The organism is Nocardiopsis sp. iso_186 (genome assembly GCF_056173365.1).
The window spans coordinates 528122-548319 of sequence record NZ_CM149670.1 but is presented as its reverse complement, the minus strand read 5'-3'; the positions used below and the strand labels follow the sequence as shown (position 1 = coordinate 548319).

The following is a 20198-nucleotide window of genomic DNA, read 5'->3' as shown; positions in this document are numbered from 1 at the left end:
ACCGGCGGTCGGAGCGGCGGGGGCTGTCAGGCCAGACGCACGACAGCGGTGGAGCGCGCCAACACCTTGGCGCCCGCGGACCGGGCGGTAATGGCGACGACCACGCGGTTGTCGTCGCGCTTCTCGGTGACCACACCGGTCACCACAAGTTCGGCGCCCTTGTCGTCGTCGGGGACGACGACCGGAGCGGAGAAGCGCACCCCGTACTCCACGAGCGCGCCGGGGTCACCGACCCAGTCGGTGACGAGGCGTCCGGCCTCGGCCATGGTGAACATCCCGTGCGCGATCACATTGGGGAGCCCCACCGCTTTGGCGATGCGCTCGTTCCAGTGGATGTCGTTGAAGTCACCGGAGGCGCCCGCGTAGCGGACGAGGTCGAGACGGCGCACGGGGTAGGTCTGCTCGGGCAGTTCGGTGCCCACTTCGACGTCGGCGTAACGGACGTTGGCGGTCATGTGCCGGACTCCCTACTTCTGCTCGGCGGGTTCGGCGCCATCGCGCACGACGAGGAGGTTGCGCGTTGTCACGATGTGCTCGCCCTCCACAGTGGAGAGCTCGCTCTTTAGAGTGATGAGCTCGTTGCGCCCCAGGGATTTGATCTCGGTGATCGTGGTGACGCAGTTCACCACGTCTCCGGCTCGCATCGGGCGACTGTAGCTGAAGCGCTGCTCGCCGTGCACCATCATCGAGTAGTCCAGGCGCAGGTCGGGGTTGACGATCGCCTGCCCCGCCCCCTCCATCCCCATGATGATGGGAAAGGTCGGCGGCGCGATGACGTCGGCATGACCGGCGGCCTCGGCGCTGGCGCGGTCCCGGTAGACGGGGTTGGGGTCGGAGATCGCGTCCGCGAACTCGCGGATCTTCCCCCGGGTGACCTCGTAGGGCTGCGGGGACTCGTACACCCGTCCCAGAAAGTCGCGGTTGATCGCCATGGGCTCCCTCTCAACGCTTCGCTTGTGTCGTCGTGCCAGGCCACGGCCGGTGGAACGGACCCCCACACAGTAGTAGCCCGGTGAGCCGTTGGGCTCACCGGGCTACCGGTGCTTTCGACACTGCTTGCCGAACGGAAAAGGATCCGCTGCCGCCTGTAGGCCGTCGGGCCGCATCGCGCGCACGTGGGGCTACGCGAGGCACCCGAGGGGCTAGCGGGTCTCCTTGTGAGCGCGGTGCTCACGGCAGTTCGGGCAGTACTTCTGGAGCTCAAGACGGTCGGGGGTGTTCCGACGGTTCTTGCGCGTGATGTAGTTACGGTGCTTGCACTCCTGGCAGGCCAGGGTGATCTTCGGCCTCACGTCTGTGGCAGCCACGTTGGAGTGCCTTTCTCGCTGAGCAAACTACGAACACTGAAAAAGACCCGCGTTGACCCCTGAAAAACGATCAGGGGCCTCGCGGGTAGTAGCGGAGGCCGGACTTGAACCGACGACACAGCGATTATGAGCCGCTTGCTCTACCGACTGAGCTACTCCGCCTGGACCGGGATAACCGGACTCAACAGCAAGGTTACCCGAACCCGGCCGCTCCGGCGAATCACACTCCGCCGCCTACCCACCTGAGTGGACCGGGTTTCATCAAGTGGTGGAGCCCCTTTACGGAATCGAACCGTAGACCTTCTCCTTACCATGGAGACGCTCTGCCGACTGAGCTAAAGGGGCGCGCTCCTGCGGGTTTCCCTTGCGGGTTCCGCCGTTCGCGTTGACACGACTATAGCGTGACTTTGGGGTGCTCTGCCAAATCGGCGTCCCACCGAGGAGACGCCCGCGGCCCGGTGTCCGGGTGTCGTCAGTCCGCCACCCAGACGTTGGACATGGCGTCGCGCTGGATGGTCCGGATGGTCGCGGGCAGACCGAGTCTGCGCATGGCGTCGGGAAGCCGCGTGTCGTGGGTGAAGACGACGAGTTGACGGTGCCGGCCCACTTCGGCGAGCACCGCCGAGAGCCCTTCCACGGTCTCGGTGTCCATGGCCTGCACGGGATCGTCCAGGAGAAGGAAACCGAACGGGTTGCCCGGGGCGAGGGTGCGCGGCAGGCAGATGGACAGTGCCAACGCCTGGAACTCGCCCTGGCTGAGCAGTCCGGGCGAGTTTCCGGCGCCCTCGCTGCCGTCCACCGCGACGTTGACGGCCACTCTGCGCGAGGCGCCCCGGCCGACGAGGCGCAGTGCCTCCAGATCGATGTGGCGTTCCTGGCGCAATCGGGACCAGACCTTCTCCGCCTGCGCGGCCAGAGGGCCCAGACGCTCCTCGCGCAGCTCGCGGGCAAGTGCGGTGAACCAGTCCAGGGCCTGTACGGCCGGCGCCAGTGCGCTGCGCGCGCGTATGGCCTCGCGCGCGTCGTTGACCCACGCCGCCAGCTGCTCGGTGAGCTCGGCCCAGCCGTCGGTGGGATCGGTGAGACTCTCGGTTGCGGCCTTGCGCGCGGCAACCGCGGCCGTGCGCAGCCGCCGCCCGACCGTTTCGACGTGGGTCGCCAACTCGCCCAGGTCGGTGATGGCGGTACCCGCCGCCCAGTCCGCCCAGATGCGCCCCAATTCGCTGTCGGGGGGCAACCAGCCCGGGGGCGGGGCGAGCAGGAACCGGGCCTGGTCCCGGGCGCTGTCCGCGCGCGCGTAGGCCGCCGCGGTGCTCGCGGCGATCGGCTCCAGTTTGGCGATCTCGGCGCGTGCCCGGTGCGCCCAGGCCGTTCCGAGGACCGACTCGGTGCCACACGTGGGGCAGTCCGCTTCCGCGGGATGGCGCTCGTGATGGTCGATGGCCTGCCTCAGGAGTTCGACCAGGCCGCGGGCCCGGGTGCCCTTGGTGCCCGAGGCCATGGCGATCTCCATGGCGGCACCGCGCAGCTCGTTGACGACGTCGCCGATGAGGGCCCGTTCCGGAACCGCCAGGCGGCGCAATCGGCGCAGGACCACCTGCTGGGCGGGGTCGCTGGGGCCGTCGTCGGCTGCCAGCGCCGCCAGACGGTCGAGGTCGATGGAGGGTGCGGCCAGAAGGTCGCGGGCCCTACGGGCACGGGGGTCGGGGCTGGCGTGCAATCGCTCGACCAGGAAGGGAAGGTCGCGGCCGGGCCGGCCCTCGGTCTTCGCGAGACGGTCGCACGCCTTGGCCAGACGCCGTTCGGTCTCGGTGAGCTCGGTGAGTCCGAGCAGGGTGGTGAGGGTGTCGTAGAGCTCGGCCGCGCGCCCGGTGACCGTCCGGCCGAGTTCGTCGTAGGACAGAAAAGGGCGGTAGCGGGAGAGATCCTCGCCCCAGCCGAGGCTCGCCAGCGAACCGGAGCGTCCGTCGGGCAGGGAGACCTCTCCGCGTGCCGAACGGACGCTGTCGCCGTTCCAGGAGCGGGTGACGCGGGTGGGCCGCCGCTCCCCGGAGCGCTGGAGCTCCACGGTGATCTCGGTGCGGTCGTCGAAGTGCAGATTGCGCCAGCCGTCGCGCCAGGCGGTGGGCATACCGTCCCAGCGAAGGTTTCGGCCGGTCAACGCCGCCTCGACGGCTTCGGCGAAACTGGATTTGCCCGAGCCGTTTCGGCCGACGATCACGGTCAGGCCGGGCCCGGGCGGGAACTCCAGTGCGGCCGAGCGGCCGATGCCGCGAAATCCCTGTACTTCGACGCGGCTGAGGAAGCAGCGCCGCGCGTGCTGGACCGGTGCCACGGGTTCGTGGGGCTCGGGGAGATCGAGGGTCTCACCGCGGGCGCAGGCAGCCAGCGCCTCGTCGCCGTGCGCGGCTGCGGCGACCCACTGCCTGGCGGTGGCATCGAGGGGAGACCGCGCCAACCGGTCCAGGAGCAGCCCCGCGGGGGCGGTCGCCTTGCGGCGTCGCCTGGGGGGCTCTGCGGAGAACGCCGCTTGGGCCGTCGTAGCCGTCGTCACAACACCCGCTCCGTTCGTGGCCTCGCCTCTGCAGATTAGGGCAGATGGGGTGAAACGAGTAGGGCTATCGGCGAAGACAACCACTACCGGTCACCGCAGCGGGTGCGGCGAGAATCACACGCCGTTCAACCTGCGTCGATTGCCGTCCCAGGTGAAGTGCAGTGTGGCGATGCCCGGGACGGCCGGGTCCCGCAGGCACTCGTAGACGTGCAGCCGGGGCACGCTGGGGAAGCAGCCCCAGACGCGCTCGGATGTGAGGACGAAGTCGAGGTCGAGCTGGACGAGCATTCCCAACAGCCTGCCGTGGGTCGGTTCGTTGACCTTGGCGAAGGCGTCGTCGAGAAGGATGAGTCGTGGAGACTGCGGTGCCTCCAGGGCGAGTGCCCCGAACTGTGCTGCCGCGGCGGCGAATAGAACCAGATAGGCGATGACCCGCTGTTCCCCCTGGCTGAGCGCGGTGCGGTGGGTGAGGCGGCGCTCGCGCTCCGGGTGTGCGGCATCGGTGACGTAGACGGTGAAAGCAAACCAGGAGCGGTAGTCCAGGGCCGCTCGCAGTTGGGCACCGCCGACGGCAGTGGGATCGAGTTGACGGATGGCCTCGATACAGCGGCGCAGGGCATCGCGCAGCCGGGTGGTCTCGACCCGGGTTCGCTGCTCGGCGGGGCGGCGCAGCAGCGGGACCACCGCGTGGATATCGGCGTCGGCGTCGGGGGCCAACCGCCAGTCCAGGCGTACCCCCAGGCCCTGCGAGGTGGTGACGTCGCCCAGCACATCGTTCATCGTGGCGATGAGTTCGCGGGCCTCGTCGATCTGGCGGGAGAGGTGACCGGCGAGCTCACCGAGGAGGTGCCGTTCGTACGCTTCCTCCTCACGCACGGCAGCGGTCTCCTCGGCCTCGACGATGCCGGCGCTCAGGCGGTGGGCGTAGTCGGTGATGTCGTGTGCACCGTGGTCGTCGTGCACGGTGACGCGTTTCGTCCCCAGCGGCTCGGTGAGTTCGGTGCGGGCTCCGAGGACCGCGTCGTCGCCGAGGCGACGGTGCAGCTCCTCGCGACGCCGCAGGATCCCGCTGTCGTCGATGACGGGGAGGTCGGGGTAGGCGGCGAGGCCGGTCTCGATCTCGGCGACCAGTGCACCCAGGGCCTGGACCCGCTTGGGGAGCTCGTCACCGCCGTCCTCGACCTGCTCAGCGGCGTCATAGGCGGCGATCGGGCCGGATTCCCCGGCCAGGCCGGCGAGCCCCGCGGCGGCGAGCAGAGCGGAGTCCGCGCCCCCCTCCGGGGTGGCGAGCATGGCACGCAGCCGGGCCCCTGCGTCCAAGGCACGACGAGCCTGCTCGGCACGCTCCAGGAGGGCGGTGTCGTAACGGGTTTCGGCGGCCACGCGGGCGTCGCGAGCACGCTGGGCCTCGCGTTCGAGCGCGGTCAGCGCATCGCCGGCGTCGTTCATCCGGGCACGGACCTGGGCGACGGCGGTTTCGATCTGGTCGGGGGCGGCGGAGCGGGCCCGATCGGTGAGCTCGGTCTCACGGCGCACGGTGATCATGTCGCCGATGGCTGCGCCGCGGGCGTCCTCGGAGAGGATCCGGGCCTCACGAGCGCGCTCCCACGCGACGGTGTGCTGGTGGTAGTCCTCAAGACGGACGGCCAGCGCTTCGAGATCGCGGTGGGCAGAGGCGATCTGGACGCGGAGCATGCCCAGGGCCGCCTGGACACCGGTGAGCTCGTCGCGGTCGGCCGGCAGTCCGTGTTCGAGCGCCGGTTCGACGAGTGCGGCACGCAGCGCCAGGGCGGTCTTGCGCGCGGTGTCGGCGGCGGAACGGGCTGCGGCGTGCTCGCGCACCGCAGAGGCGAGCCAGTCGCGGGCGTTGTCCAGGGCCGCCCACGCCGCGACGAGACCGCCCCCGGAGGGGACGGACCGGTTGACCCGGATCAGACTGTCATGGCGGTTCTCGATATCGCTGCGGCGCTCCAGGGCCTCGTCGAGGAGGTCCCTGGCCATTTCGATGCGGCGCTCGGTCTTGGCCCGGTTGCGTTTCAGGGTCTCGGCGCGGGCGGCCTCCCCGATGTATTCGGGGGCGGCCTTGCGGTGGGAGCCGGTGGCCACGCCGAGGCGCCAGCGGCCGTCGAGGCCGACGGAGTTGTCGGGGCGGCGGCGCGGGCTGCTGGGGGTGGTGAACCAGGACTCGGTCGGGGCCGCCTCGTCGGTGGTCGTCTCGGGACCGCCTTCGAGGCGGATGGAGCCGAGCAGGGCGATGACGGAGCCGCGTCCGATACCCGCTTCGGGTACGTCGAGAGGGACGAGCGCGTCGAGCAGGGTGGCGCCGCGGACGGGCTCCCCTGCGGTGAGCAGGAGGTCGCGTGTGTCGGGGTCCAGTACGGAGCCGTCGGGGGTGATGAGCCCGGCGAGGAGACCGGACGCCTCCAGGGCGGCCTCCAGGCCGGCCTGCTGTTCGGGGGCGAGGCCCTCGGCGAAGTCCACGGCCAGGTGCAGTGGGGTACCGGCCGCTCCGTCCCTGGGCGCGGTCGCCCAAGAAGGACGGGGGGCGGTGACGTACTCGGTGCCCGCGGCCTTGCGCTCGTCGAGGTCGTCCAGCTCAGCGGTGAGCTCGCGTTCCTCCCCGATGGCGGTGTCGCGGCGGTCCCGGAGCTCGTGCAGCAGGGGGTTGACGATGGCGTGGGCGTCGCGGGCGACGGACTCGGGGGTGTCGGCGGGCAGGACGCGCAGGGTGTCGTCGAGAGGGAGTTCGACGCGTTCCTCAAGAGAGGCGAGGGCCGAGGCCACTGCGGCGTCGGGGGCCGCGGCGCGCAGCGCGTTGCTCCAGTCCCGCACGTCAGCGGCATAGCCGGTGCTCGCTTCGCGCACGGCCTCGATGGCGGCGCGTTCGCGCATGCGGGCGCGCTCGACGAGATCGTCGCCCCATTCGGCCTCGCTGTCCAGGGTGCTTTCCCGACGCTCGGCGGCGTCAAGCACGAGGGCACGCCGGTAGAGGTCGGCGACGGTGCTCTCACGTTCGAGGGCTTGGGCACCTGCGCGGCTGAGCCGGTCGTGCAGTCCCGCGAGTCGGGTGCGCAGAGTCGTGACCTCGATGCCGTTCACGGGCCGGCGCTCGACTGCCTGCTCCAACCCGTCGAGGTTGACCTGGGTGACGCTCTCCCGAGGGGCGAGGGTAACCCGCACCACCTGGGGGATCTCACCGATGGAGGCCGATTCGATCCCCGCGGTGCGGGCGGAGTCGCGGAGACCGACGTGCAGACGGCGCAGGGTTCCGATGCCGCGCTCGATCGCGGAGCTGTCGCCGGCCAGGCGGGCCTGGGCCTGCTGCTCGGCGGTGAGTGCGTGCTCGGCCGCGGACCAGGCGGCTTCGGCCGCACGGATGTAGGCCGATACAGCGGCGTAGCGGGCCTGCTGTTCGGCTTCTCCGGGCTCGGGGGCGCCGGTGCCGCCTTCGCTGAGTGTGGAGGCGTCGGAGGCGGCGGTGTCGCGGCTGCGCCGCAGCCGGTCGCGCTCCTCCTGGACGCTGCTCTCGGTGGAGACGAGGGCGTCGAGTTCGGTTTCGAGGCGGGAGAGTTCGGCGTCGCGCTCTTCGTAGGAGTCGATCTGGGCACGGACCTGGACGGTCTGATCGTGCAGGACACCGTGCAAATAGCCGCGGTAGTCCCCGAGAAAACCGCTGACCTGCTCCTCCGCTGAGCGCAAGGCGGTCAGACGGGCGCGGGCGGTGTCGAGGTCGGTGATGTTGCGGGCGACCTCGTCGAGGACAGCGTCGTCCATGGGCGGCAGCGCCTCGGCCAGCACGGAGACGAGTTCTCCGGCTTCCAGGCGCTCACCGACGGTGGGGCGGCGCAACCGGTAGAGGAGGTGGATGAGGTTGCGGTAACGCATGGGGTCGTCGAGGCCGAAGAGGTCGTGCATGACCCTGGCCCGGTAGCCCACGGCGGTGTCGTAACAGTTGTCGGGGCCGACCTCGGTGCGCAGCCGCTCGATGGGGAGGGGGTGTCCGTCCACGCTGAGCGAGAGGTCGTCACCGATGCGGCGATCGGTGACGAAGAACATCGCGCGGGCTTCGGGCTGGGCCGCCGAGGCGGTGATCGCCGCTCCGAGCGTGCGGGTGCGCGCTGCGCCGTCGGCTCCCCGCCCGCCGAACTCCACCCACAGGTACCCCAGGGTGGTGTCGCCGTCCTCGGGGACGGCATCGCCGCCGGACTCGGTGGCGGTGCGGCCCTCCAGCATGAGCCAGCGCAAGCTGGTCCGGCTGGTCCCCGTGGTGTCGAGTCGGCGGGCGTCGCCGTCGAGGAGGAAGGGCAGCAGCATTTCCAGCGCCTTGGACTTGCCGGCACCGTTGCGACCGCGCAGCAGCAGACGTCCGTCGGCGAACTCGAAGACGTGGTCGTCGTATTGCCAGACGTTGAGGATTCCGGCGCGCTGGAGCCGGTAGCGCTTGGGCCGGGTGATGACGGCGGGCTTGTCCTCGCTGCTCATCGACCCTCCTCCGTTTCGTACCGCCCGTCTGCGTACACGCCCCTGCCGACCGTGCGGCTGCCGGGGGTGCTGACATTGTCGCGGATGCGCGGGGCACTCTGGGCGGCCCCCCGGCGTGGATCGTGGTTGGCGGGCTCGGCGCTCATTCTGTTGGCTCCGTCGGCTCCGCGGTGCCCGGGGCGGGGATCCGGTAACGGGCGGCCGCGGCCAACAGCCGCCGGCCTGCGGTCGGCTCCTGCTCGGGCTGGTGGTCGATCAGGCGGCTGCGAGTGAGCAGATCCAGAATCCGTTCGGAAAGGTCGGCAGGGTCGGGGTTGTGGCTGAGTGCGGTGCGCGCCCAGCGCTTGGTCTCCGGGGCGTCGATCGCGGCGGCGAGTTCGGTGGCGAGCATGTCGGGAGGGATCGCGATGGCGTGGGTGAACGGTGGCGGGTCGAGGAGGGTGGCAAGGCGACCGAGCAGGGTGAGGGCGGCGTGGCCGACCGGACCGGTGCTGGGAAATCCCACGGAGTGCTTGGGCCCGCGGGCGTCGGCCGCATCGCTGGCGGGCATGATCAGCGCCACTCCCTCCGCACGGATCTCCGCCTCGCAGCCGAGGAGTTCACCGAGTTCGGCCACTGCGCGCCACTGGTGTCCGGCGAGCCGGCTGCGGTGTTCGGGACCGAGTTCTGCGCGGTAGACGACGCTGTTCTCGGCGAGGAGGCGGCGAAGGGTGAGCTCGGCGGCGCGGTCGTCCGGGGCGGTGGAGTCGTGTTGGACCAGGGCGACGAAATCTGTGGGGTCGGCGGTGGCATTGGGCGGGTGGGCCAGGATCCGGCCGGCGATCGTGTGGTTGACGTTCATGGCGACCTCGGCGGTGCCGTCCATGGCGTAGGCGTCGAGGCTCCCCTCGGGCACGGTGAGCGCCCCCCACTCGGTGAGTCGGACGAGACCGGCGGTGAAGGCCCGGCGCTCTCCCATCCTCCGCTCGGGGTCCAGGCGCAGCCCGGCCTCTGCGGCGGCCTCGCGTACCCCGGCGGCCAACTCGGCCACGGTGGTGCGGGCCGGTGAATCCGCAAGGGCGGCAAGGGTCAGCGCGAGGTAGGTGTAGGCCCGCGGGGTGAAGGGGGCTCCGCTGGTGCGCGGGAGGGGTGCGACGACCGCATCGACCAGGCCGGTCTTGACGAGTCGGGCATGGTCGTCGGCGACGGTGAGGTGATAGCCCAGGACCCGGTGAAAACAGCGGATGAGCCAGTCGGAGTGGGCGTGCACGAGGGGGAACTCGTCGGGATGGCTGCCCGTGGTGATGAGTGGATCCGCGAGCAGCCGACGGGCTGCCGCCTGGCGCTCGACGGTGAGCGCGATGTCCTCCTTGGCAGCCACGGTTGCCGTCACCTCCATCGGCTTGGGTGCCCGGGGCCGCCGGGCGGTCGTCACCCGCCCGGGACCGGGGCGGGATCGCTACTGGGGTCGAGCCGCGGAAGGCGGCGTCGGGTACCGGTTGGCGGAACCGGGGGTTTCAGCTTCGCCCGGCTCCTCGGGGGCGGGGTCTGCGGGGTCGGGTGTCAGCCGCGCGTACTCGGTGGCCTGCAGACGAAGCCCTTCGAGGGTGAGATCGCCGCCGGGCTGTCCGATGGTGAGGACCGCCTCCGGCGCATGGCGGACGTGCAGCCGGATGTCGAGTTCGAGGTCGCCGGCCGCGACCGGTCCGGCCGTGACGTCTGCGGATCCGAGTGCCGCGGTGAGAAGTTCCATGAGGACTTCGAGCGCCGATCCGGACAGCCGCAACCGTCCCTTTTCGGGGGTGAGCTCGGTGAGGACGGAGCGGGCTTCACCGGCTGCGGTGCGGCGCCAGTGCGCGGCCGCCTCTGCGGCGTCGCGCAATCGGGCCTGCTGGGCGCCGTGGTCTTCGATGGGGGCGAGCACTCCGCGGATTCCGGGCCGCACCGCCGAGGTATCGGCGGGCTGGGCCGCCCACCAGCTCGCGGCCGCGGCGATGGGGTCCTCGGATGTAGCGCCGAGGTGCCGGGCCGGCTGCATGGCGAAGGCCGCGGTCGCGATGCGGTGCGCGGTCGCACTGTCGGCGCCGTCGAACCAGGCGGCCAACCGCAGCAGTGCCGCCCGCCCGTGCGGCACTCCGGTGCCGCGGTCCTGGTTCACTGAGTCACCCACACCTCAGCAGACTAAAGACACTCGGGCGTTCCCGCGTCCCGAACCGACCGAGACACCGGCCACCCGCGTCCGAAACCCCTCCGGTTAACCGGGTTTCCCGGCCGGACAAGTTCCCGAACACAGAACAGTGATGTGGGGGAGGCCGGCGGGGCGCATCCGCGCGCCTCCTTGCCGCCTACCCCTGCGGGAGCTGCAACCGTCCGGAGAACTCGTCGTATCCGACCTTCTCGTAGATCTTCTCCGGGAGCTGCTGCTCGATCTCGGGGAGCTCGTAACGGGTGTAGTAGCTGCGGCCTGCGACCTCTTGGGGGTCACTCAGGCGCACCGTGACCGGAAAGGGGCCTCCCCCGCAGTCCGGCGGAAGGCACCAGGTACCGGTGAGGTCGCCGCTGCCGGTGGCCTCGTCCGGCTCCCACGACGTCCATTCGATCTCGTTGAGGCTGGTGAACTCGGTGAGGACGAGCCCCTTCGGTTCCTGGTAGTCGGCTCCCTGCTCTGCCGACCAGGTGTTGAACACCCACACATCGGCCGCCTGTCCCCCTTCCGCGGGACTCGAGGTGGGGCCGGGAACGACCTGCGAGGGTGTCTGCGGTCCGCATCCGGTGAGCAGTCCCAGCGCGCACAGCCCCGCGATCCCCAGCGCGTTTACCCGTCCCACGGTCATTCCCCCAGCTGTCATCCACCGTCGGCCAACTCTTCCCGCAAGGCTAGACAGCAGGACCAGGGACGATCGGCCTCACCTGTCAGTAGCCGCCCAAGTTCGGGGAAAGATTTGGCCGCTCGCACAGCCGCTTGCAATATGCCCGAAAAGGTCTTTTTCGGACGCAGCAAAAAGAGCTCCCCGACCCCCGCGCAATGGCGGGTGTCGGGGAGCTCCGGAGTTCGCTCGGGCGGGTCGGCGCCGCGACTGCCTCAACGAAGCACAGCCGCGGCCCCTGGCCCGCTCTCACGGACGATTCACCTCATGAGACCGACTACCTAGTAGCCGTAGTCTTCCTTGTCGTCCCCACCGTGGTGGTGGCCGTGACCTCCACCGTGGTGGCCCTCGGCAGCCTGCAGCACGGTCTGGATCGGACCGTTGGTGCAGTCGCCCGTGGACTGCGGCGACAGCACCGGAACCGTGGCACCCAGAACAGCCACGTTGGCGTTGCAGACCGTGATCGGAACGAGCTGGAGGTTCTGGTTGAACGTCTGGTCCCCGGCGAGCGCCGGCGCGGCCGAGAAGGCCATGGCGGCACCGGCGATCAGACCGGCGACGGCAATCTTGCGCAGCATCGGAGAATCCTCTTTTGCTACTTGTTGATGGTCGTCTGGATCGGACCGTTGGTGCAGTCGCCCGTGACCTGCGGCGACAGCACCGGAACCACGACACCGACGACGGCGCCGATGTTGGCGTTGCAGACGGTCGCGGCGACGGCCTGGAGGTTCTGGTTGTAGTTCTGGTCGCCGTGGTTGTGGCCGTGGGCCAGCGCCGGGGCGGCGGAGAAAGCGAGGGCGGCACCGGCGATCGCGGTGGCGGCAACAATCTTGCGCAGCATGATCAAAAGCTCCTAGAAGAAGTTCGCGTTAGTTGACGACGGTCTGGATGGGGCCGCTGGTGCAGTCACCCGCGAACTGCGGCGACAGGACCGGGACCACGACGCCGATCGCGGCACCGACGTTGGCGTTGCAGACCGCGGCGGAAACAACCTGGAGGTTCTGGTTGTAGTTCTGGTCGCCGTGGTTGTGGGCCAGCGCCGGGGCGGCGGAGAAAGCGAGGGCAGCGCCAGCAATGGCGGTGGCGGCAGCGAACTTACGCAGCATGGTAATTCCTAACAATGAAAAAGAGCGAAAAGTAAAGAGAGATCGTGTTGGCCGATTAAGAGGCCAGCGGTACTGCTAGTGGCCAACCTGGGTCTGGATGGGACCGTTGGTGCAGTGGCCGGTCGTCTGCGGGGAGAGGATCGGCGCGGTGACACCCAGGACGGCGATGTTGGCGTTGCAGACCGTGATGGGCACGACCTGGAGGTTCTGGTTGAAGTGCTGGTCTCCGGCGTTGGCAGGAGCAGCCATCAGCACGGCGCCCATCGCGGCGCCGGCAATAAGCCCAGCAGCAGCCAGCTTCTTGATCATCAAATTCCCCTGAGAGAAATTAGCAAGGATTCAATTGACGCCGAGCGGCGCCCGATGTCCGCGGTGGACTAAGGCAATCATTGACCATGGCCAGGATTTTTGTCAACGCCAAAATGCAAGAAATCAATATGTCTGATTCGCTCTTTAAAGACCATTGCGTAGAGAAAAACATAAAAGGCCCCGGCGACATTTAACTTTATTTTCCGGCTTTTTTGCCGTGTCGTGCAAAAGCACCTTCCCCAGGGCAGCACAGGACAGACCTGGACACTCTCCGAGCATGGATGACGACACAGAGTCACAAATTTCTTGGAACTCGGTCACGCACCGTCCAGCGTGTCGCTACTGTGGGTAGTGCACCTTCGGGGTCAAGCGGCCGCATCACGCGCGTGCGCGTGTTACGGACATGCCCTAATCAAGGGCCCCATCCCTGCCCCGGACGACAAAAGACCAGGCAGCAGGAGTGCGGGGTGAATTAATGCCCGGCGCAGGACATCGATTACCCGGGCCTGGATACGGTGCACGGTAACTGTTCTTGCGCGCGAAGCACGGGGGACAACGAAAAGGCCCCCGGACCGTGAAGTCCGGAGGCCGTTCGGTGGCAGGTGTAGGGTTCGAACCTACGTAGGCTGAGCCGGCAGATTTACAGTCTGCTCCCTTTGGCCGCTCGGGCAACCTGCCTGGGATTACGTGAACCGCTTGCGCGTGCCGCGTATGAATAGAGAATAGCGGACACCGGCGCAGACGCGAAATCGATTGGCACATCTGCGCCGCAGGCCGCTGAGGACGGGCTCGTGCGGGCGCCCGGCTAAGCTCGGTCACTGCCGCGGCAGGGCCGTGTCGCTACCGGCTGGCCGCGATCCACAATGAGCCGTGGGCCGCCCAAGAGAGCCCGGCTCGAAACCACAACGGGGGTGCGAGCACACGTGGCCGCTGAATCCAGCTTCGACGTCGTCTCCAAGCTTGACCGGCAGGAAGTTGACAACGCCGTGAACCAGACCGGCAAGGAGCTCTCCCAGCGCTTCGACTTCAAGGGGACGGGGTCCACCATCGACTGGTCCGGCGACCAGGCGGTGGAGATCCGATCCAGTTCCGAGGAGCGCGCCAAGGCTGCTCTTGAGGTGTTCAAGGAGAAGCTGATCAAACGCGGGGTCTCCCTGAAGACCCTGGACCCGGCAGAGGAACCGCGGGTCTCCGGCAAGGAGTACCGGCTGCCGATCTCGCTCAAGGAGGGCATCAGCAGCGAGGACGCCAAGAAGATCTCCAAGATCATCCGGGACGAGTTCCCCAAGGGCGTCAAGGCGCAGATCCAGGGCGACGAACTGCGGGTCAGCTCCAAGAAGAAGGACGAGCTCCAGTCCGTCATCACCCTGCTCAAGGGGACCGAGTTGGATGTCGCCCTGCAGTTCGTGAACTTCAGGTAGTCGGTGCGGCCCCACCGTCGGTGCACCACACGTGTGGTGCACCGACGGTGGGTCGTGACGGGTCCGGCCCGCGCCGCCCTTCCCTTGGGGCGGGAGGCACGGGTCGGGGAGTGTCGCGCCTTCGACAATTGGTCGGACGCAGCTCCCCCGGCTGGTGGGCCGCCGCTTCTGTCGGCGCTGCCCGACGGGAACGGTTCAGGTGGTTCCCCACTCCTTCGCGAGCGCGCGCAGGCGTCGGATCCGCTCCGGGGTGGGCGGATGCGCCGCGAAGAGCCGGCCTTCCCCGCTCTTGGGGAAGGGGTGGGCGATCATCAGGTGGCTCGAGGTGAGCAGGCCGCGCTCCGTGGGCAGGGGGTGGGTGCGCGCCCCGACCTCGATCTTGCGCAACGCATTGGCCAGGCCGATCGGATCACCGGTGAGACGGGCCGCGTCCTCGTCCGCGCGGAACTCACGGCTGCGGCCGACGGCTCCCCGGACCAGCATCGCGGCGATCGGGCCGACCACGAGGAAGAGCAGTCCGCTGAGCAGCCCCGGTCCGTCGTCGTCGTCGGCGTCACCGAGCGGCATCAGGATGGCCAACGCCGTGAGCGAGACGATGATCATCGCGAGCATCGCGGCGATGGAGCACAGGATGGTGTCGCCCTTGCGGATATGCGCGAGTTCATGGGCGATTACCCCGCGAAGCTCCCGCTCGTTGAGCAACGACAGCAGACCGGTCGTGCAGCAGATCACGGCCCGGCGGCGGCTGCGTCCCGCGGTGAAGGCGTTGGGCGCAACCGTGGGCGACAGGTACAGCCGGGGCATCGGCTGGCGTGCCTCCGTGGCGAGCTCGCGCACCACCCGGTAGAGGTCGGGGCGTTCGATCTCGCTGATGGGCCGGGCATGCATGGCGCGCAGCGTCATGGTGTCACCGAAGAAGTAGACGAGGCCGTTGACCACGATGGCGGCGACCAGACCGAGCTGAAGCCCCAGCCCTCCCGCACACATCCAGCAGGACAGAACCAGCAGGCCGGAGAGGCCCGCGAGCAGTCCCGCCGTGAAGAGCGCGTTGTAGTGCAGGGTCACCACGGCCCTCTCTCCTCGTCTTCGGCGCGGCCCTCCTCCAGGCCCGTCCACCGTTACAAACGTCTGAGTCGGGGTCCAGCGTTCCCGTGACCCAGCGGTGAAGTTCACGTACGTGCACGAGGTGCGGGCGGTCTCCCGATCACCGGTGTCCCCTGTCCCGCTCACCGCGGAGAGGGAGCACCTATAGTTCGGATGTGACGTTCCTTACGCTCCCTGCGGCTCCTGGCCACCTGCCCGTCAAGCGGGTGTACATGGATCTGCTGCACATCAACGGCGGTCTCTGTCCGCGTTGACCGCCCTCCGGGCGCACCGCCAATGACCGGTGCGCCACATCCCGTCTCTTCACCCGACAAGCGACCCCGCGGGTTCATAGGGTGCAAGAAGCACGATCCATAGCCGGCCGGGCAGCCGCCCGGTTGGCGAAACCGTAGCGAAGCCGAGGCAACCCTGAACCGCCGCGCCGCGCGCGGCGGCTTCCCGAGGAGGTCGGCAATCTCAGTGCCAAAAGAGGTCCAACGACTCGATCGCGTCATCATCCGCTTCGCCGGGGACTCCGGCGACGGCATGCAACTGACCGGTGACCGGTTCACCCAGGAAACCGCATCCTTCGGCAACGACCTTTCGACTCTTCCGAACTTCCCCGCCGAGATCAGAGCCCCCGCCGGCACCCTGCCGGGGGTGTCCAGCTTCCAGCTGCATTTCGCCGACCACGACATCATGACCCCCGGGGATGCCCCCAACGTACTGGTCGCGATGAACCCGGCGGCCCTCAAGGCCAACGTGGAGGACGTCCCCAAGGGCGAGACGATCATCGTCAACACCGACGAGTTCACCAAACGCGCCCTGACCAAGGTCGGCTACTCGGCCAATCCGCTCGAAGACGGCTCCCTTGCCGAGTTCAAGGTGAGCGCCGTGCCGCTGACCTCAATGACGGTCAAGGCGCTGGAAGAGTTCTCGATCTCCAAGAAGGACGCGGAACGGGCGAAGAACATGTTCGCTCTTGGGCTGCTGTCGTGGATGTACAACCGGCCCTCCGAGGGCACCCTCGGCTTCCTGCGTGCCAAGTTCGCCAATCGGCCCGACATCATGTCCGCCAACATCGCGGCGTTCAAGGCCGGCTGGAACTTCGGCGAGACCACAGAGGATTTCGCGGTCTCCTACGAGATCAGGCCGGCCGCGCTCCCTCCGGGCACTTACCGCAACATCACCGGCAACACGGCATTGTCCTACGGACTGATCGCGGGATCGGAGCTGACCGGTCTGCCGTTGTTCCTGGGTTCCTACCCGATCACCCCTGCGTCCGACATCCTGCACGAACTCTCCAAACACAAGCGGTTCGGTGTACGCACCTTCCAGGCGGAGGACGAGATCGCCGGCGTGGGAGCAGCGCTGGGCGCATCGTTCGGCGGTGCGCTGGGCGTCACGACCACCTCGGGCCCGGGCATGGTCCTCAAGGCCGAGACGGTAGGGCTGGCGGTGATGACCGAGCTTCCGTTGATCGTCATCGACGTGCAGCGCGGTGGCCCCTCAACCGGTCTTCCCACCAAGACCGAGCAGGCCGACCTCCTGATGGCGCTGTACGGTCGCAACGGCGAGTCGCCGGTTCCGGTACTGGCGCCGTGCTCGCCGGCCGACTGCTTCGCCATCGCGATCGAGGCGGCACGCATCGCCACCCGGTACCGCACACCGGTGATCGTGCTGTCGGACGGCTACTTGGCCAACGGCTCGGAGCCGTGGCGGCTTCCGGAGGTCGCGCAGCTGCCCGACCTCTCGGTGCGTTTCGCCTCCTCCCCCAACGGTCCCGAGGGCGAGTTCCTCCCTTATCTGCGCGACCCCGAGACCCTGGCCCGTCCGTGGGCGGTTCCGGGAACGGCAGGTCTGGAGCACCGGATCGGCGGGATCGAGAAGAGCGACCGCACCGGCAACATCTCCTACAGCCCCGCCAACCACGACCTGATGGTGCGCACCCGCCAGGGCAAGATCGACGGGATCGCGCGCGACATCGACCGGCTCGACGTGGATGATCCGAGCGGTCGGGCCAAGGTGCTGGTCCTGGGGTGGGGCGGCACCTTCGGGTCGATCGGCGCGGCGGTGCGCCGGGTCCGGCGGGCCGGTGGCGAAGTCGCCCAGGCGCACCTGCGCCATCTCAATCCCTTCCCCGAGAATTTGGCGGATGTGCTGGGCGGTTACGAGCGTGTGCTCGTCCCCGAGATCAACCTCGGACAGCTGGCGCTCCTGCTGCGCGGCAAGTTCCTGGTGGACGCCATCAGTTACACCAAGGTCCGTGGCCTGCCGTTCAAGGCCGAAGAACTGGCAGGGGTGCTCCAGGAGGTCATCGACAATGTCTGAGCAGACCGGCGGGCACCGCGAAGGGCCCGCGTTCAAGGGCCTGAAGCTGGTCCCGGTGAGCGACGAGCAGTACACGATGAAGGACTTCAAGTCCGACCAGGAGGTGCGCTGGTGCCCCGGCTGCGGGGACTACGCCGTCCTGGCCGCGTTCCAAAGTTTCCTGCCGGAGCTGGGCGTCCCGCGGGAGAACATCGTCATGGTCTCGGGGATCGGCTGCTCCTCCCGCTTCCCCTACTACTTGACCACGTACGGGATGCACTCCATCCACGGACGCGCCCCGGCCGTGGCGACGGGGCTCGCGGCCAGCCGGCCCGACCTGTCGGTGTGGGTGATCACCGGCGACGGCGACGGACTGTCCATCGGCGGCAACCACCTGATCCACGCGCTGCGCCGCAACGTCAACATCAACATCCTGATGTTCAACAACCGCATCTACGGGTTGACCAAGGGCCAGTACTCCCCCACTTCGGAGCCGGGCAAGATCACCAAGTCCTCTCCGATGGGCTCGCTGGACGCCCCCTTCAACCCGGTGTCGCTGGCGCTGGGCGCCGAGGCCACGTTCGTGGCGCGCACCCTGGACTCCGACCGCAAGCACCTCACCGGCGTACTTCGCGCCGCGGCCGACCATCAGGGCGCGTCGTTCGTGGAGATCTACCAGAACTGCCCGATCTTCAACGACGACGCCTTCGCCCCCTTGAAGGACCCCGGACAGCGCGACCTGAGACTGCTGCGCATGGAGCACGGCGAGCCACTGCTCATCGGCGAGGGGCGCGGGGTGGTCCGGGGCGAGTACGGGGAATTGGGGGTGTCCGAGCTTTCGGGGGCGGATTCCGCGCGGGTGGTGCGCCACGACGCGCACCGCGCCGATCCGGGGTACGCGTTCGCGTTGTCCCGGCTGGACTACCCGGCTTTCGAACACGTGCCGATCGGTGTCTTCCGCGACGTGGAACGGCCCAGCTATGACGAGCTGATGCTGGAGCAGCTCACCGAGGCGGAGACCGTCCAGGGCCGGGGCGACCTCGCCGCGCTGTTGGCGGGCGGCGACACCTGGACGGTGGACTGACCGCGCCCTCCTGGCGGCCCGACAGGTCTCGACCTAGGTTGGGGTGTGCGTCGCATCACATCGGTGGCGCGCACCCGGACCTGGAGGACAGGCATGACCGTTGGACTTCCGGCGCAGGCGAGCACGGTGGACGGGGTGCTGCGCCGGTCGGCGGCGCGCTTCCCCGACCGGACGGCACTGCGGTTCGCCGACCGGTCCTGGACCTATGCGGAACTGGACATCGGCGTCAGCCGAGTGGCCGCGTGGCTGCTCGGACTGGGTTTGGCCAAGGGCGACCGGGTCGCCGCCTACGGCCGCAACTCCGACGCCTACGTCCTGGCGTTCCTTGCCTGCGCCCGAGCGGGCCTGGTGCACGTGCCCATCAACAACAGCCTCACCGGGGACGAGCTGTCCTACCTGTTGGCGCAGTCGGGCAGTACCGTGCTGCTGGCCGACCCGTCGTTGGCAGGAGAGGTCGAGCGGATCAGGTCCCGGGTACGGGTGCGCGACGTGCTGGCGCTTCGCTCGGCCCCGGAGTCGGCCCTGGAGGTCGCACGGGATCCAGGAGCGCCCGGGTCGGTGAACGTGGCGGTCGGTGACGCCGACCTGGTCCAGCTGCTCTACACCTCGGGCACGACATCGCGCCCCAAGGGCGCGATGATGAGTCATCGGGCGCTGGTGCACGAATACCTGAGCTGTGTTCAGGCACTCGACCTCTCCGCCGCGGACCGGCCGCTGCACGCGCTGCCCCTGTACCACTCGGGGCAGATGCACGTGTTCCTCATGCCGTCCCTCATGGTGGGGGCGGTCAACGAACTGGTGGAGGAGCCCGAGCCGGGGGACCTCCTGCGCCGGCTCGCTTCCGCGGGCATCACCTCGTTCTTCGCCGCGCCTTCCGTGTGGATGGCGTTGGTCAACCATCCGGACTTCGCGACCCGCGACCTGTCCGGGCTGCTCAAGGCGTACTACGGAGCGGCCGTCATGCCGCTCCCGATTCTGCGTCAACTCAGGGAGCGCTATCGGGGAATCGGGTTCTACAACTGCTTCGGGCAGAGCGAGATCGGTCCGTTGGCGACGGTACTGCGGCCCGAGGAACACGTCGAGGGGCGGATGGAGTCCTGCGGAAGGCCGGTCCTGTTCGTCGAGGCGCGACTGGTGGGCGAGGACGGTGCCGATGTGCCGGTCGGGCGGACCGGGGAGATCGTCTACCGGTCCCCGCAGTTGTGCGACGGCTACTGGGACAGCCCCGCCGAGACCGAGCAGGCGTTCGCCGACGGTTGGTTCCGCTCCGGGGACCTCGCCCGATGCGATGACGCGGGTTACTTCACGATCGTGGACCGGTTGAAGGACGTGATCAACACCGGCGGCGTCCTGGTGGCGTCGCGCGAGGTCGAGGACGTTCTCTACCGGCACGGCGCGGTGGCGGAGGCGGCTGTCATCGCCGTGCCGGACGAGAGGTGGGGCGAGGCGGTGACGGCCGTCGTGGTGCTGCGGGAGGCCGCCGAGGAACAGGAGCTGATCGACTTCGCCCGTCAACACCTGGCGGGTTTCAAGGTGCCCAAGCGTGTGCACGTGACCGACGCACTGCCGCGCAATGGGAGCGGGAAGTTGTTGAAGCGCTCGCTGCGCGACGTGTACACCTCATGAACTGGTTGAACGCGGTGGAGCCGCCGCTGGGTGGCGGGTCGGCACGGCCACGTCATGCCACCGACGTCGA

General features: G+C 68.8%; 17 protein-coding genes and 3 tRNA genes. 4 read left to right on the top strand and 16 right to left on the bottom strand.

All coding sequences use genetic code 11. The features are described from left to right. Positions 1-26: 26 nt before the first annotated feature. From AC0VYP_RS02535 to AC0VYP_RS02465, 15 genes are all read right to left on the bottom strand, one after another. Positions 27-455, bottom strand: a complete 429-nt coding sequence (locus tag AC0VYP_RS02535; protein ID WP_285760747.1) for a MaoC family dehydratase — start codon at positions 453-455, stop codon at positions 27-29. A gap of 12 nt (positions 456-467) precedes the next feature. Beyond that, the gene (locus AC0VYP_RS02530) at positions 468-932 is read right to left on the bottom strand and encodes a MaoC family dehydratase N-terminal domain-containing protein (RefSeq protein WP_475472267.1); all 465 of its coding nucleotides are present in this window, start codon (positions 930-932) and stop codon (positions 468-470) included. Positions 933-1142: 210 nt separating this feature from the next. Beyond that, the gene (gene rpmG, locus AC0VYP_RS02525) at positions 1143-1307 is read right to left on the bottom strand and encodes a 50S ribosomal protein L33 (RefSeq protein ID WP_285760745.1); all 165 of its coding nucleotides are present in this window, start codon (positions 1305-1307) and stop codon (positions 1143-1145) included. 89 nt (positions 1308-1396) lie between these two features. After that, a tRNA-Met gene (locus AC0VYP_RS02520) sits at positions 1397-1469 on the bottom strand. 107 nt (positions 1470-1576) lie between these two features. Further along, a tRNA-Thr gene (locus AC0VYP_RS02515) sits at positions 1577-1652 on the bottom strand. A 127-nt stretch (positions 1653-1779) separates the two neighbouring features. Beyond that, positions 1780-3861: an AAA family ATPase gene (locus tag AC0VYP_RS02510; protein WP_475472265.1), complete on the bottom strand. Its 2082-nt coding sequence runs from the start codon at positions 3859-3861 to the stop codon at positions 1780-1782. A gap of 114 nt (positions 3862-3975) precedes the next feature. Then, complete coding sequence (locus tag AC0VYP_RS02505) at positions 3976-8343, bottom strand: TIGR02680 family protein (RefSeq protein WP_475472263.1); 4368 nt, start codon at positions 8341-8343, stop codon at positions 3976-3978. A gap of 142 nt (positions 8344-8485) precedes the next feature. Next, positions 8486-9703 carry a TIGR02678 family protein gene (locus AC0VYP_RS02500; protein ID WP_475472261.1) on the bottom strand — a complete coding sequence of 406 codons (1218 nt, stop codon included), beginning with the start codon at positions 9701-9703 and terminating at the stop codon, positions 8486-8488. Positions 9704-9781: 78 nt separating this feature from the next. Then, positions 9782-10480, bottom strand: coding sequence for a DUF2397 family protein (locus tag AC0VYP_RS02495; protein WP_475472260.1), 699 nt, complete (start codon positions 10478-10480; stop codon positions 9782-9784). A 187-nt stretch (positions 10481-10667) separates the two neighbouring features. Next, positions 10668-11171, bottom strand: a complete 504-nt coding sequence (locus AC0VYP_RS02490; RefSeq protein ID WP_475472258.1) for a hypothetical protein — start codon at positions 11169-11171, stop codon at positions 10668-10670. A 299-nt stretch (positions 11172-11470) separates the two neighbouring features. Next, complete coding sequence (locus AC0VYP_RS02485) at positions 11471-11767, bottom strand: hypothetical protein (protein WP_285760739.1); 297 nt, start codon at positions 11765-11767, stop codon at positions 11471-11473. Between the two features lie 17 nt (positions 11768-11784). After that, complete coding sequence (locus AC0VYP_RS02480) at positions 11785-12030, bottom strand: hypothetical protein (protein WP_285760738.1); 246 nt, start codon at positions 12028-12030, stop codon at positions 11785-11787. Between the two features lie 28 nt (positions 12031-12058). Then, positions 12059-12295: a hypothetical protein gene (locus AC0VYP_RS02475; protein WP_285760737.1), complete on the bottom strand. Its 237-nt coding sequence runs from the start codon at positions 12293-12295 to the stop codon at positions 12059-12061. A gap of 75 nt (positions 12296-12370) precedes the next feature. Continuing rightward, complete coding sequence (locus tag AC0VYP_RS02470) at positions 12371-12604, bottom strand: hypothetical protein (RefSeq protein ID WP_285760736.1); 234 nt, start codon at positions 12602-12604, stop codon at positions 12371-12373. Between the two features lie 596 nt (positions 12605-13200). After that, positions 13201-13282, bottom strand: a tRNA-Tyr gene (locus AC0VYP_RS02465). 245 nt (positions 13283-13527) lie between these two features. On the opposite strand from AC0VYP_RS02465, the gene AC0VYP_RS02460 reads away from it, so the two are divergent. Further along, positions 13528-14025 carry a YajQ family cyclic di-GMP-binding protein gene (locus tag AC0VYP_RS02460; protein WP_285760734.1) on the top strand — a complete coding sequence of 166 codons (498 nt, stop codon included), beginning with the start codon at positions 13528-13530 and terminating at the stop codon, positions 14023-14025. Between the two features lie 195 nt (positions 14026-14220). Here AC0VYP_RS02460 and AC0VYP_RS02455 read toward each other — a convergent pair whose 3' ends face one another. Continuing rightward, complete coding sequence (locus tag AC0VYP_RS02455) at positions 14221-15084, bottom strand: M48 family metalloprotease (protein WP_285760853.1); 864 nt, start codon at positions 15082-15084, stop codon at positions 14221-14223. Between the two features lie 504 nt (positions 15085-15588). On the opposite strand from AC0VYP_RS02455, the gene AC0VYP_RS02450 reads away from it, so the two are divergent. The 3 genes from AC0VYP_RS02450 to AC0VYP_RS02440 all read left to right on the top strand — a co-directional run bounded on the left by AC0VYP_RS02450 (position 15589) and on the right by AC0VYP_RS02440 (position 20128). Continuing rightward, entirely contained in the window at positions 15589-17439 is a 1851-nt protein-coding gene (locus tag AC0VYP_RS02450) for a 2-oxoacid:acceptor oxidoreductase subunit alpha (RefSeq protein WP_285760733.1), read from the top strand. Next, entirely contained in the window at positions 17432-18502 is a 1071-nt protein-coding gene (locus AC0VYP_RS02445) for a 2-oxoacid:ferredoxin oxidoreductase subunit beta (protein WP_285760732.1), read from the top strand. Before AC0VYP_RS02450 ends, AC0VYP_RS02445 begins: the two co-directional genes overlap by 8 nt. Before the next feature lie 93 nt (positions 18503-18595). Further along, positions 18596-20128, top strand: coding sequence for a fatty acyl-CoA synthetase (locus AC0VYP_RS02440; RefSeq protein ID WP_475472256.1), 1533 nt, complete (start codon positions 18596-18598; stop codon positions 20126-20128). Positions 20129-20198: the final 70 nt, after the last annotated feature.